Genomic DNA, 14,056 nt, shown 5'->3' with positions numbered 1-14,056 from the left:
ATGGCCGATTATTCTTATCTGATGAAAGGGATCGAGACGGTTTCGACCGACAGCAGCGTGCTGGTCAGTTCGTCCCGTTATTTGAACGATGCGCGGGTACGTGATTGGGTAGCCACGCATCTGTTGCGGCGCAACGGCCCGGATATCCCGACGCCATCGGATTCGATCCAGCTTGTCCAGATCCTGCGCGAGGTGCAGGACATCGACCATATCAACGCGCTTTTTGCGGCCGAGCGACAGAAGAATCCCGTCCTCGATGCGTGGTTCAAAGAAGGTTTTGTCTCAACCTTCGGCCTTGACGACCTGAAGGGTTACGGTCCGGAGACGGTTGGCGGAATCTTCTACGCGCAGCTCACCGACAATAATCTCCAGGTCGATATCGTCCCGCCATTTACACCCCGTAACGATTTCGAATATTATCAGCTCCGCGCCGGGCAGACGCATGATCTGGAACATATCCTTGGTGGCGGCGGGTTCGATTTCATCGGCGAACTGGTGCCTTATTACATGCGCCTGACCAATTTGTTCGTCCATATGAGCCCTGAGCTGGCGGGCGAACTGTCGGCATTCTCCATCCTTGGATCGACGCGGATCATCACGCGTGCGGTGCTGCATTATCCGCAGACCTGGCTGATTACCCAGAATGCGGTGGAGCGCGGTGCGAAGGTCGGCCGGGAATCCGCGCCGCTTTACATGATGCGCTACGAAGATGTGTTCGGGCTGACACCCGAAGCTGCGCGGGAGGTGCTGGGCATCAAGGGTGTCCAGATTGTCGATACGGCCGCCGCGTCGGCCCAATGGTGCTGACCGGCCAGGAGGAGAGGCTGAAATGGAAATGACGAAACGGCGCATTCCCACGCTCGAAGAACTGGCGCCCTTGCCCGGGCGCTACCCGCTGATCCCGGAACTGACGGCGCGTCAGGAAGTGGCGCTGCTGTGCCGGGCGCTGCACCGCGAAGGCTATGACGATCATATCGCCGGGCACATCACGCTGGCCGAGCCGGATGGCACCTTTCTCGTCAACCCCTGGGAACTCGCCTGGGATGAATTGACGGCCTCCGATATCATCCGCGTGGATGCCAGCGGGCGGGTCATCGAAGGTGAATGGAACGTGACACCGGCTATCGGCCTTCATCTGGCCGTGCACCAGCGCCGTCACAATCTGCGCGTCGTGATTCACAATCATTCGCGCTGGGGCTCGGTCTGGTCGGCATTCGGGCGGGTGCCGCCGGTCTATGATCAGACATCCGGTCAAGTTGATGAGGATCCGGTATTGTACGATGAATATGCCGGGACCGTTGATGGTACTGAAGAGGCGCAGGCCGCCGCCGATGCACTGGGTCAGGGCAAATGGGCGCTGTTGCAAAATCACGGCGTGTTCATTGTTGCTGAAACTATCCGCCAGGCGCATCTGCGCGCGATCACGCTGGAGCATCGCTGCCGGCTGGCTTGGCATGTCGAGGTATTCGGGGAAGGCCGGCCAATCACCAATCCGGAAGCCCTTCGCGTCGTCCAGATGTCCGATCCGATGGGCTTTCCGTTCCTGTGGGAAGCGATGGCCCGACGGGAGATCCGTCGGGATGCGTCGGTGCTCGATTGACCGGCCCACGGTGCAAGGCGGTTCTGGCCAGCCGGATCTGACTGGCGCTACCTTGTGAGATTTCTACCGGATGGCGATCGTGGGGCAACAGCTGCAATGCCGGCATTGCAGCTGTTGCGGCGGTCTTTCTTTCGTCCCGCAAACGGCGTTCGAGACCTTCTGTCCAATCCGCACCCATTGCCAGCCGCTCGCAAAAGCGGGTTCGCCATGAATCACGCAATCTCAGACCTGGGAATCCCAAAAATCACAAACTTGCCAACGTCATGTTAGATCTGACGTGCTTCATCCGGCAGCAATATCGGCACCCCGTCGCGGATCGGATAGGCCAGACCCGCAGTGTCCGACACCAGTTCCATGGCAGCCGGGTCATAGCGCAGCGGCCCGCGTGTCACGGGGCAAACGAGCACGGCAAGCCATTCGCGATCAAAGGGCGGCGGCGGTGCAGGCGTGGTCACTGGAATGTCGTCCGGCCGCCATCATCTTCGTCACGCAGGCGGAAAAACTGCATGAACTGGATCAGGAGATCCGCCCGCTCGGCGATCGTGGGGCTTTCGAGCAGCGCCTGCTTGGCGGCATTATCGAACGGTGCGATCTGGGCGATGCCGTTGACCAGTGCTTCATCGTCGAGGCGCCCCACGGCATCCCAATCGACTACATAACCGCGCGCCTCGGCGAAACGCTTTGATTCCTGTTCGAGCGCGACGCGAATCATCAGTTCCAGCGGATCCGGCTCGCCGTCATCGTCATAATCCCCGAACCGGGCCTCAATCTGTCGAAACAGCGTCGGGCGTTGCAGTTCGGCGGTCATGCGGAAACGAGCCAGCCCTTCCAGCACGATGTTGAAACGGCCGTCATCCAGCGCCTCGACATGCGCAATCCGGCCGACGCAACCAACCTCATACAGCGCTGGCGGATGGCCTTCGCGCTCCGCCTCCCGTGGCTGGATCATCGCGATCCGCCGGTCGCGGGCCAGCGCGTCGGTCACCAGAGCACGATAACGCGGTTCGAAAATGTGCAGCGGCAGCATGGCGCGCGGAAACAGCAACGCGCCCGCCAGCGGAAAAATCGACAAGCGAACGCCGGCGCGCCCACCCATCATGTGAACAGGATGGCCGAAAGCCGCCGCCGTTGCGCGCTTACCCAGCTATCTTCCAGTCCCGCCGCCTCGAACAGCTTGAGCAACCGCGTCCGCGCCGCACCGTCGTTCCACGCCCGATCACGAGCGATGCTGTCCAGCAGCATATCCGCCGCGCCGTCACGGTCGCCCGCCGCCATCAGCCCGCCCGCCAGTTCGTAACGCGCCTCCTGATCATCCGGATCGGCGGCCACGCGGGCCTTCAGCCCGGCAAGATCGTCGACCGGTGCCGCCTCCCGGGCGATCGCCAGCGCGGCTCGGGCACGGACAATGCCGGCGTCCCTGGCCTTGTCATCTGGAACTGTCGCCAGCAGCGCATCGGCCTCCTCGACGCGACCAAGCAGCAGCAACGCCCGCGCCTGCCCGGCAACAACCGTCGGATCCTCCGGTGCCATTTCCGCGATCTGGCTGAAAATCGAAAGTGCGCGTTCCGCATCCCCGGAATCGAGCGTCTCTTCCCCCATGGCAATCAGCGGGGCGATATCCTGGGCCAACAGGTCATCTGCACCCTGAACCGGAATTTGCTTCAAAATCTGGTCGAGCATCCCCTTGAGCTGGCTTTCGGTTCGCGCCGGCGTGAGGTCGGCAACCAATTGTCCCTGGAACAGCGCATAGACGGTGGGAATGGATTGTACCCGGAACTGCGCGGCAATCAGCTTGTTGGCGTCGACATCGATCTTCACGAGCTTGACCCCGCGACCGGCATAATCAGCGGCCACCTTGTCCAGCACGGGGCCAAGCGCCTTGCACGGCCCACACCATTCGGCCCAGAAATCGAGGATGACCAGCGACGTCATCGACGGTTCGACGACATCCCGCTTGAATGCCTCGATCGCCTCGCGCTCCGCACCACTCATACCCAAGGTCGCCACCGGCTGCTCCCATGCCCAAATCCAATGCCCTTATGTGGGCGCACACGTGCCGCTGCCAAGCCCTTCGGCACATGAGAAGCACTAAGTACGATTTTGTTGAAATGAGGGGTTGCCGACCTTGGAACCCTCGGCTAATAGCCCGCCTCACCCGCCGGGACCATCCCGGCAACGGCGCCAGAGCGGGCGTAGCTCAGGGGTAGAGCACAACCTTGCCAAGGTTGGGGTCGAGGGTTCGAATCCCTTCGCCCGCTCCAAATCTTTGGTTTTGTCGATCCATCTGAAAAATAAAGAGAAAAACAGGCCATTTTGGCCTGTGTAGGTTCTGTGTAGAAAAACTTTCGGGACCGATTGCCGTCCCTCCAAAGAATGTGGACGCCCTTCCTCTGCGCTATCAATGTGCAAAGGTAGCCGCCTTGTCCATTTGCGGCATCGCAACATTCGATTCGATAGCCTCGCATTGGAAGCCCTTTCTGTGAGGCAGCCCCAAGGCTGCACCGCAATGCGTGTGCAGCAAATCAAAGGGTGGGTGGTGTGGGTTAAAAGGAAGTGGCCGCGCTAGCGGCGCGGCCTCCTTATTGCCAACGCTTTTGCGCGGTGGCCTGTGCTTCCTCGTATCAAAACAAAGTGCCCTGACGGCTGGCTTCGGCATAGCTTCGCCAATCGGGCTTGGCTGCTTCTGCGTCCAGCCATGCGACCACCTGCGCCACGACATCGCCGCCGTTGGCTTCGACCGTGCCGCACGGATGGAAATGCGACCGATAGCCGGTTTCGGTGATGGGTAGCGGTGCTCGCGGCGGGTTGATGCTTCGCACTTCCAGATGGGCAATGATGCCAAAACGGACGGGCATATAAATCGCCTCGATCTCGATGCCCTGCCATGTGAACTGATGCACTTGGGGTTGCTGCTCCATGGTCAGCACCCCGCGAACACATGCACGACATCCCAAGCCGTGCTGACGGTGAACACATCGCCGCTCAATTCAGCATCACGCGCCATCGCCTGATAGTCGATGTAATAGCGGAGCGCGTGGGAAACCTCGGTCGTTTCCTCGGTCACTTCCTGCATATAATCGGCAAGGCTGGCGTGTGCGCCGTGGTAGCGGTCGGCTATTGCCGCCTGCGCCTCATCCAGATCACCACTGTAGTAATCCAGCAAAGCCGCGCCGATGTCGTCATGCTCCGCGATAAAAGCGGCCAACGCGCTCACGCGCTCGAAACTGGCGTACTCGGACAGGCTGATCCAGCCGAATCCCTCGTAATCATGAATTGCCCATTCTTCCGCGCCCTGCATGGGCGATGTGGCCAGCATGTTGCGCACGGCGTCATAGATCGCCCACGGCTCCTGCGCGGCGTCGATCCATGCCCCATGCAGATAGCCGTTATTGTAAGCGGCCAGACAGGCCACATAGATGCGGGGTTGATTGGTGGCCTCTGTGGTGATGGTTGCTCCCATTTCTATTCTCCTTTGGATGGGGTTTCAGGTCGCGTTCTGAAACCTTGCCTCGTGGCGAACAGCGGGGGGCAAGCGGAGCAAGCGGCTTCGCGGGGAACCGGCTGCACGGAGCCTATGCGGAGGAAGCTGGGCGGAAGGCGCTTCGCAGCGCGCGAGGGGCAGCGCCCCAGTCTTTTGCGTTCGTGATCGTTACCGGATGGCGGAAACCTGCCTGTCAGGGTCTGCGCGAGAATCGCGCCGGGGTTCCGTGAGCGTCAGCGAATAGAGCGCGGGCCGACAGGCAACGCCCGTATCGGCGGGCAATCGTTCTAAGTGCGGCAAGTGAGGCTTTGGGCTTTATCTGTCCCTGTCCAGCCTTCCCCATATCGTCCTTTTGATCCTGCACCCTGGCACCCGTCTTCCCTATGGGGCGCAAGCCCTAAAGGGCTCTTCCTCTCCGTTTCAGTCCTTCGGATGCGTCCCGGCAAGACCGCTGCCGTGATCGGGGCATGAAAGGCCGTGATGGTTGCGGCCTAGAGAAACAGGAGACATTCACATGCGCCTCATCACCGCCGCCGAACTGGATACCCTGCCCGAAACGGTCCTGCACTCGAAATTCTACCGCGTGAATCAGGAGCTGGTCGCCACAGAACCCGCGACAACCGAACGCGCCAATGCGCTGGCGTCTCTCGAAAACATCAACCGGGCGATCATCAAACGCCGCATCAAGGGGCCGGGGTTCTAAACCCCGCCTCCTGAAGCCTAGAAAAATTACCCAGTATTTAAGAATAGTTCACGGAGTCAGAATCGGTTCAGGTTGAACATGACACAAGCGTAACCATCGAATTGCAGACATGAGGGGGCGAACGGTGCGGATATATTCGCATGTGGGTTTTGTTGCTGCATTATTTCTTCCTGCGATAGCCAATGCTTCTGATCTGGAACTTCCGCCGGAAGTTTACGGCAGCTATGCACCGGGCGGCGATTGCAGCAAGCAGCCGCGCATCAGCGTGAATAAGGCAGGCATCCATCTGGACACCGCCGCCGGGAAGCGTAGCCCGCTGCCGATAATGGTCAGCTACACATGGGCTGGGGGCGCACGCTATGAAGGCATCCAGACATGGGCGCTGGTAAAGCACGGCGGCAAAGACCGTTGGGGCGACGATAACAAGCCGGTCATCCTGACATTCAATGCGTATGAAAAGCGCGGCGACCTCCTCGTGGATCGCGTTGAACCGCAAGTGCCGCTCGATGGCCCGCTGACGAGCATCACGCAGGCCAAGAATTTCAGGATATGCCGATCCGGCGCAGCCGCTCCTGCCTCGGCACAGCGGCTAGCGGCACCGCCCGTTGCCTCGGCGCAAGCGCCAGCCGCCAGCTTCGCGGCGGTGATCGGGGCGCTCATGCAACCGGCATCGGCTCCGGCAAACAGCTATTATGATTGGCTGTTCATCGAAAAAGCACCGCATGTCACATGGGCGGCCTTGCCGCCAGATATGCTGGATAAACCGCTGGCCAATGGCCAGTTCTTTCGCCGGAACGGCACGGTTGCTGTCGGCGGCCAGTCGCTGAAAATTATGGCGGCGGGCGCACGCTCCATGGTGATGAACCATTACTTCAAGAACGAAGGCCGTCCGCTCGGTGAGGAAACGGTCGTCGCGGCGCTACGCGGCTCTGGCCTGACCGTCACCGCCGCGCGATGCGGGATCAACAAAAGCCTTCTTGCGCCCACATGGTATCGCGTGAGCGGCAACGGTAAGCGGGCTGCGCTACTATGGGTCGCCCAGCCACGGGGAGCCGCATCCCCATGGGAAGGCTTCAATCTCTCGCTCGACGCAAACTTGAAGCCTCTGACGCCGCAGGAACGCGCCGTTTATACGGATCGCTGCGCCTGACGAGCAGCCACGCTCTGACAATCGAAAACCCCTCACATTCGGAAAGGAACGAGTCTTGTCTCTGACTACTCTATCTGGCGTTGTTTCCGGTATCCGTCATGCGCCCGTCACCGAAGGCCATATCGGCAAGAATGGCGGGTCCGTTCGCACCGGCCACGCGCTCGCCTTCCGCGTCGATGACCGCTCTGTCCAAATCAAGCTGCCCGCGATGCCGGACGTGCAGGATGGCGAGACGGTCACGCTGGCCGGACGGATCAAAAATGGCACGTTCCACGCGCTGGCCATGCGCAATGACCGCACTCGCGCGGTTTATGCCACGCCAGCCATGCCGGGGTATATCATGGGAGGCCTGATGACAGCGGTGGGCTTTCCGCTGCTGTTCATCATCGTGGGCGTGTTTTTCATCGGGTTTGGCGGGTACACGCTGTTTCAGGCGCATAACTACGCGCAGGCGGCGAAGCTGCTGGCAGCCTGACGGCAATCAAAAAGGCGGGGATCATTCCCCGCCTTTCGTATGAGTAACGCATTCTCCTACGCTGCGAGTAAGTAGCCGTTGGCTTCAAGCGTGGTTGCATCAAGGTTCGTATGTCCATTGACTGTAGCGATATGCGTCCAGCCGTAGAGCGTCCCTGCGCCATCCAGATCGACCCGAAGCTGGGAATGGCTACCAGCGTTCGTGAATTGCACGAAGTCGGACAGTGCATCCGTCATGGGATCAAAGCCGCCATCCAGCACATCGCGCAGGTCGATCACATCGTTATCGGCCATGCTGAAATCCCGCAGGGTGTCGATGCCATTCCCCACATCCACCGCGCGGAAGACGAAGGTATCGGCACCTGAACCGCCATACAGGTCCTCATTGCCGCCACGACCTATCAGGGTGTCGTCACCGCCAAATCCGCGCAGCGTATCCGCGCCAGCGCCGCCTTCGATCCAATCTCCCAGAGCAGAGCCATACATCTGGCGGCCTGTGTCGTTGTTGCGAAGGTACAGCCCCTGCGTCAAATCCCAAGCCGTCGCATCGTCAAACACCACATTTTCGACATAGGTCGTGATGCCAGTCGATGCAGAATATGCGCCATCGATTTTCAACGTATTGCTGACGGGATTGGCTGCAAGCTGGAGCCACAGGTTGCCGCTGGTGTCCGTCCAGCTAAACATATCGTCTGCGCCTATGCCGTCCGTAAAGAGGATCGTATCCGTTCCTCCGGTGGCCGTTTCTACGATGCGATCTCCCGTCGCGTTGAGAGAAAATCCGGTCGCAAAGACGTAAGTATCGTCTCCGTCACCGCCGCGCAGCGTGTCGTTGCCGCCGTGACCGATGAGGGTGTCATTGCCGCCAAGGCCGTAGATATGGTCAGAAGCGCTGCCACCTTCCAGCGTGTCGCCGTAAACCGTGCCGTAGAATGTGCGCGCGGTGTCGTTGTTGCGCAGGTGCAGGCCTTGGGTCAAATCCCAGACGGTTTCGTCGTCAAACACGACTTGCTCGATGCGGGTGGTGATGCCGGTTACGGCGGCATAGCTGCCTTGTGCTTTCAGCGTGTTGGTCGCTGCCGCGCTGCCGACCTGCATCCAAAGGAAGCCGCTGGTGTCCGTCCAGCTATACACTTCGCTGGCGTCGATACCGTCCGTGAAGAAAATCGTGTCGTTTCCTTCGTCAACGTTTTCGTAGATGATATCGCCAGCGGTCGTGCCGGAGAAATTGCGGGCGAATATATAGGTATCATCGCCAGCACCGCCGCGCAGGGCGTCATTGCCGCCATGGCCAATCAGAGTATCGTTGCCGCCAAGGCCGTAGATGTTGTCTGCCGCGCTGCCGCCCTCAATCGTATCGGCGTAGATCGTGCCGTACAGGGCACGTGCGGTATCGTTGTTCCGCAGATGCAAACCCTGCGTCAAATCCCAGACGGTTGCGTCGTCAAACGTCACCTGCTCGATGCGGGTGGTGATGCCGGTTGCGGCGGCATAGCTGCCTTGCGCTTTCAGCGTATTGGTTGCCGCTGCGCCGCCGACCTGCATCCAGAGGAAGCCGCTGGTGTCGGTCCAGCTATATACTTCATCCGCTTCGATGCCGTCTGTGAAGAAAATCGTGTCAAACCCGTCTGCCGCATTCTCGTAGATAATATCGCCAGCCGTGGTTGCGGAGAAAACGCGGGCAAAAACATACGTATCATCGCCGGTGCCGCCGCGCAGGTTATCATTCCCTGCGCCGCCATGCAGCGTGTCGTTGCCATTCTCGCCGTTCAAGTTGTCGTTGCCGTCACCGCCGTAAAGGACATCATTGCCTTCACCACCGTAAAGGGCGTCTATGCCGCCGTCACCATACAACGTGTCGTTACCATCGCCGCCGTGCAGCGCGTCAGCACCATCGCCACCATGCAGCACATCTGCACCGCCATAGCCATAGATCGTGTCATTTCCGGCAAGGCCAAAAATGAGGTCGCCGCGCGTGTTGAGGCCGTAAAGGGTTTCATTCAATGCCGAGCCTTTGAACGTCAGGGGGGCGTTCAAAAGATCAATCACGGTAGAATCTGCGAAGTTCAACGCCTCAAGGAAATACGTCGCTGATACGGCGTTCGGCGTATAGCTGGTCTCGCCGCTTAGTCGCACTTGGTATTGCCCCGGAGCCGTGCCCACCAGCGAAACAGCGGCGGCACTGCTGACATGCGCATGTAGGGCGCTGTCATAGAAGCCGATGCCGCTCACGGTGCGGCCACCCTCAAACCCAGCAACGCTCAAGGAATAATTGAGCCTGTCGATATGAATGGTGAGGCCAGCATTATCGACACCGCTGGAGGTGGCGGTAAAGCGAACATCCTCTGCCGTGATGCCTTCGGCAAAGAAAATCTCCTTCAGCGCGCTTGTCGTGTTCAGCGTGGTGTAGCCGCTATCGCTGGTGACTCCCGTCACCATCCAGCCGTGATGGCTTTCGGTTGCAATCTCCGGCGTCGTCCATGTACCACCAATCGCAGATGAAACAGCGACACCTGTTGACTGGCCATTGCTATCAAATGTCGGGGCGAGATTTTCATCATAACTCTCGCCATTATTGATGGGGCCGCTGTTGTAGACGGTATCGTGCAAACGCGCTAAGCTCAAACCAACGTACGCGTCTAGAGGTGCCACATAGTAGGCACCTGAATTATAGTGCATAGACATCAAAAGATTGGCCATACCTATGGTCAGGCCATTGATTTCTATTTCTTCAATATCACTGGATATTCTTAGCTGAAGGGACTGGCCAGTTAGGTAATCTTCGCGGAAAATTGTAAGTGAAACAATATTGTCCCCGTCCTTTTCAATATTCTGAAGAACCATGAATCCATGATGCATTGAGGTAGATTCATCAATCCAGCCCGGCGGGACGTTTGAGATCGCAACACGGTCAGTATCGCCCGATCCATTGTCGCGGATGTAGACGACGCCCTTATCATCTTCGAAATCGAACTCATACGTATCAGCCTGCGAGCCGCCGACATACGTTAAGAGGTTTGAGTATCCCCAATTATTGGCAAAATAAGCGCCTCCCATAAACGTGGGATCGTTTTCGTCCAAGCTACCTAACGCACCTACAAAGGTGTTCGCGTGGTCCTGAGCGCCGATCACGGTTTCGATGCTCTGGATGCTATCCGTCACGCTGGGTGCGGATGAGGCATAGGCGATACGCTGGTCGGGGCGCATGTTGACTACAAAGGTGTCATTAACTTCACTATAGTCAATCACATCCTTGCCGCTGCCACCGTCGAAAACTCGCCCGATAATCTGATTCAGGTCGAACCGGTCTGCGTATGTGGTTCCTATGTATGTCCCGAAATTAAAGAACTCGACCTCGATTCCATCAACGTCAACGCGGACAAATGATTCTATGCCGTCCCCGACAGTTTCCATGGCATCGTCGATATCGCTATCAGTTGCATCTTTGAAATGCTTTCCAGAGGACGCATCCGAAAAATCAATTTTATTGATTATTTGAAAAATCTTACTACCGAAAGACTCTATAGAATATAGAGTGTCTGTATATTCCTCGTAGTCGAGAGTTTTTTCTACGCTCCAATGGTTCCCGTCATCCTTAATGGCAACGGAATCGTACCCATAATACAAAACTGTGTCTCGGCCATCGCTAAGATAACTTCTTACAATCGTGCCGTCACCGCCGTGCAAAACGTCGTTCCCGCCACCAGAACTTTTGAACACGTCGTTCCCGTTAAATCCTCTTAGATAATCATCATCTGTTCCGGTTAGAATTGTATCGCTTCCGGGAAACCCTTGAGACGGTAAAGAGCCGATAACATGTTGGTCGATATCCAATCCAGCCAATGACAAAACGGAAGAAATCAGGGAATTTGAGTTTGTTCCGACACCTACCGGAAGGAGTGGGCCGGGATCATAAGTGTATTCCTGCTGACCTATTTGATCAGCGAAATCACACATCATATCCCAGATTTCAGTCAGGCTTTTGCCGTTGCCCGCTGCCCTTAGAGCTTCAGTTATATCATTCGCGTTGTTCTGACTCTCGGTTTTCCCAGATGGGTACGCATCCACAGTGGCGCTCAGTGTCGTGCCCGCACCAGCCCCTTGGTTGATCTCAAGAACACCCCAGCTTCCAGTCACATAATTCCAAGCATCTAGCGTTTTATAAAGCGAAGCATTGCCGGATATCGCGTATCCGGTGCCATCCGTTTGACCAGCCTCACGCGCCACAAGGACCAGATGCCCAGCGTTCCCGTCTGAACCTACTACAGGCCTCCATTCAAGTGTAATTCTTACAATAGACATTTCGCTCCTATATATAAAATGACGTTAAAAGTGTTTGCATGGATTCATGTAGCATCCAGTCCCAAATCCAACGACAATGCTAGCTGGATAAAAAACCGCTACATACACCGCACTTATCGCTAAGTTTTTTAATGCGCTTCTATCGCTCGTTGGAAAGTTAATTATTAAAAGACCGGGAATCATCTTTATCGCAAAATAAGCCAAAGGCGTGTATGGCTGCTTCAATGTTATCTCGAATAGTCCAAAAAACATTTGACCAGACGCATATCCCGCGAACAATGGCCATATAAATAAAAATGATATTGCAGCAAACTTAATATATTTACTTTTCATTTTTCACCGGTTCTCAGGAATTAAGTACTAGTCATTATTCATCGACAATTACAGCTATTCAAGGCAATAATTAGATTGATTTTTACATTTTCATTGTCGGATTTTTGTTGAAATTCTTTCTCAGCGATTTTCTGCAAATCTTTGATGTGCCTTTAGGTGGTTGGTATTCCAATGATCTTGTCTGAGGCAGCCCTAAGAATTTCGACTTGAAGCGCATTCGTGCAAGCAGCGCGCGCAAGCCGCCGCGCCTGCGGTTCATCATCTGCGCTTGCTTCTTCGCACACATGAAACACGACAGCACACGCCGCACGGTCGGCATAAATGTCGGCACGAGTTCGGGCGGTTCTTCCAGCCCATCGCCATCGGGCATATCCGGGTATGCCGATGACGTATCATCATCCAAATGCAGGAACCGCGACACTGCGGACAGGTCGGGCAGCCACGCGAACAGGCCACCGGCACCATTTCCCTGCTTACCCTTGGCAACCTTTTTCTTCTTTTTCTTGCGGCTCGGTTCTGGTTGCAGGAAACGCGAGCCGCTTACTTTAGGTGTCTGGACGGCGGGTCTGCCGCGCGCCCTTGCTGCCGCTGCCGTTCGGCCTCGCGGCGATCTTCTTCCACCTGTTCAAGCAATCGCGCTGCGCGGGCAGCGTCTTCGGCATAGCGGGTACGCTCAAGGGCAAAGCCTGCCTGCTGGTCGCGCTGCTGCTGGTCATGGCGCTCTTTCAATTCCTCGATGTGTTCGGCGCTGTTCTGGTCGAGCAAGGTTTTGAGGTCAGCGCGTTCGCGGGCGTGCCGCGCGTGCATCTGTTTCCATGCTTTGTCGCGGGCTTGGCGCTGCTCCGCGCCGCGCCCCGGATTGAGGCGGTTCTGCAGGGCGTTGATATAGCCGTCGATGCCGGTGCGCTTCTGCTCGCTCTTGAAAACATCGCGCTCGACCTGTTGGTGCCGGGCAAGCCATGTCAGTTTGTCGTCGGCCTCTAAGGACAAGACATGTTCAAGCTGGCCTAACTCGGCATGATGCCATGCGACCAGCTTGTTGGCCTCCTGCTGCTGGCGCTCGGCAAGCGCGGCTTCGACGGCGGGCGATAATTCCGGCACGTCGATGACTTCCGGGACTGGTTGCGGCTCTGGCGCGGGTGCGATGTCATCGACCGGCGCGGGTGGCATGTCATCGTTGGGTGCTGCGGTTCCCACATCGGCGCGGCGTTGCTGCGCCGCCTCGCTGGCCGTGGGGAGTGTGTTCCGATCTACATCGGCCATGAAGGCGCGAACTTCGGCGGCCTTCATCTTGAGTTCGCGGCTCAAGCTGTAAACGCTGCCCTCCGGGCCGATCAGCACAAAATCCCGCTTGTCACCCTGCGCCAGAATATAGCCTGCATCTTCCACGGCGGCCTTGAACGCCATGCCGCCGTCGCTGGCTTCGCGTAAGGTGGCAAGCTGGGCGCGGCGGTCGGCAATACTCTGGCCGGTGCGCTCGGCCCGCTGGTGTTCGCCGTGGTTGACATCGGCGCGGGGAAACTCTGGCTGCTGGGTGCGATCCCGCTTGGCGTGTTTGCCGGGCACATGCTCATGTCCGAACTCGCGTTCGAGTTTTAGGCTGGCGCGTTCGTGGGCAAGGTAGTTGTTACCGTCCGACCGCATCGTCATGGTTTCAAGGTCGGTACGCGCCCAGACGATATGGATGTGCTGGCGGCCTTTCTTCTCGTGCAGCACCACGGCGCGGGGCTGGCCTTCCAGCCCCAATTCATGTTCCAGCACCTCCACCGCTCGCGCCCATTGCTGGGGCGTCATGTCATAGCGCGCATCCGGGTCTATGTTGACGTGATAGAGGCCTTTCCTGCCGCGCGTGGCTTCCGACAGCGTTTGCCAGTCGCGGAACGTCGCAGCCAAGTCATCAAGGCCGGAGTGCAATTCCAGCACACTGACGTGTTCGTTGGTGTCCGTCCGCTGAAGGTGGGCGGCAAGTTGCTGTGGTCCGGCGCGTGATCCCCCTTTGATAATCATGCGCCA

The 14,056-nt window shown here is 57.9% G+C and carries 13 protein-coding genes and 1 tRNA gene; 6 read left to right on the top strand and 8 right to left on the bottom strand.

Going from position 1 to position 14,056, the window contains the following annotated elements:
- Entirely contained in the window at nt 1–807 is an 807-nt protein-coding gene (locus KC8_RS09825) for a hypothetical protein (RefSeq protein ID WP_010127521.1), read from the top strand.
- 22 nt (nt 808–829) lie between these two features.
- Entirely contained in the window at nt 830–1,600 is a 771-nt protein-coding gene (locus KC8_RS09820; RefSeq protein WP_138956781.1) for a class II aldolase/adducin family protein, read from the top strand.
- Nucleotides 1,601–1,866: 266 nt separating this feature from the next.
- On the opposite strand, the gene KC8_RS09815 is transcribed toward KC8_RS09820, so the two are convergent.
- From KC8_RS09815 to KC8_RS09805, 3 genes are read right to left on the bottom strand one after another with little or no spacing between them, the layout of a single operon-like run.
- Nucleotides 1,867–2,055 (bottom strand): Trm112 family protein, encoded by a 189-nt coding sequence (locus KC8_RS09815; protein WP_010127523.1) that lies wholly within the window; start codon nt 2,053–2,055, stop codon nt 1,867–1,869.
- A complete protein-coding gene (locus tag KC8_RS09810) occupies nt 2,052–2,696 on the bottom strand; it encodes an LON peptidase substrate-binding domain-containing protein (protein WP_010127524.1) in 645 nt (214 codons plus the stop codon). Before KC8_RS09810 ends, KC8_RS09815 begins: the two co-directional genes overlap by 4 nt.
- Nucleotides 2,696–3,592, bottom strand: coding sequence for a tetratricopeptide repeat protein (locus KC8_RS09805; RefSeq protein ID WP_010127525.1), 897 nt, complete (start codon nt 3,590–3,592; stop codon nt 2,696–2,698). The genes KC8_RS09810 and KC8_RS09805 overlap by 1 nt, the downstream gene beginning before the upstream one ends.
- 194 nt (nt 3,593–3,786) lie before the next feature.
- Here KC8_RS09805 and KC8_RS09800 point away from each other — a divergent pair.
- Nucleotides 3,787–3,861: transfer RNA gene (locus KC8_RS09800), tRNA-Gly, on the top strand.
- 360 nt (nt 3,862–4,221) lie between these two features.
- Here the strand turns inward: KC8_RS09800 and KC8_RS09795 are convergent.
- Nucleotides 4,222–4,518 carry a hypothetical protein gene (locus tag KC8_RS09795; protein WP_029624816.1) on the bottom strand — a complete coding sequence of 99 codons (297 nt, stop codon included), beginning with the start codon at nt 4,516–4,518 and terminating at the stop codon, nt 4,222–4,224.
- Nucleotides 4,519–4,520: 2 nt separating this feature from the next.
- On the bottom strand, nt 4,521–5,060 hold the full coding sequence (locus KC8_RS09790; protein ID WP_010127528.1) for an antirestriction protein ArdA: 540 nt from the start codon (nt 5,058–5,060) through the stop codon (nt 4,521–4,523).
- A gap of 535 nt (nt 5,061–5,595) precedes the next feature.
- Between KC8_RS09790 and KC8_RS09785 the strand changes: the two genes are divergently transcribed.
- From KC8_RS09785 to KC8_RS09775, 3 genes are all read left to right on the top strand, one after another.
- On the top strand, nt 5,596–5,784 hold the full coding sequence (locus KC8_RS09785) for a hypothetical protein (protein ID WP_010127529.1): 189 nt from the start codon (nt 5,596–5,598) through the stop codon (nt 5,782–5,784).
- 124 nt (nt 5,785–5,908) lie between these two features.
- Entirely contained in the window at nt 5,909–6,934 is a 1,026-nt protein-coding gene (locus KC8_RS09780; RefSeq protein WP_010127530.1) for a hypothetical protein, read from the top strand.
- Nucleotides 6,935–6,989: 55 nt separating this feature from the next.
- Entirely contained in the window at nt 6,990–7,409 is a 420-nt protein-coding gene (locus KC8_RS09775) for a hypothetical protein (protein ID WP_010127531.1), read from the top strand.
- Nucleotides 7,410–7,465: 56 nt separating this feature from the next.
- Here KC8_RS09775 and KC8_RS09770 read toward each other — a convergent pair whose 3' ends face one another.
- The 3 genes from KC8_RS09770 to KC8_RS09760 form a co-directional block, all read right to left on the bottom strand.
- Nucleotides 7,466–11,635: a calcium-binding protein gene (locus KC8_RS09770; protein WP_198360937.1), complete on the bottom strand. Its 4,170-nt coding sequence runs from the start codon at nt 11,633–11,635 to the stop codon at nt 7,466–7,468.
- Between the two features lie 490 nt (nt 11,636–12,125).
- Nucleotides 12,126–12,413 (bottom strand): hypothetical protein, encoded by a 288-nt coding sequence (locus tag KC8_RS09765; RefSeq protein ID WP_010127533.1) that lies wholly within the window; start codon nt 12,411–12,413, stop codon nt 12,126–12,128.
- A gap of 170 nt (nt 12,414–12,583) precedes the next feature.
- A complete protein-coding gene (locus KC8_RS09760; protein ID WP_029624818.1) occupies nt 12,584–14,050 on the bottom strand; it encodes a relaxase/mobilization nuclease domain-containing protein in 1,467 nt (488 codons plus the stop codon).
- Nucleotides 14,051–14,056: the final 6 nt, after the last annotated feature.

The sequence above is a fragment of the Sphingomonas sp. KC8 genome (assembly GCF_002151445.1).
Classification (GTDB): Bacteria; Pseudomonadota; Alphaproteobacteria; order Sphingomonadales; family Sphingomonadaceae; genus Sphingomonas_E.
The sequence above is the reverse complement of the archived record's forward strand: the minus strand, read 5'-3'. Positions and strand labels throughout refer to the sequence as shown.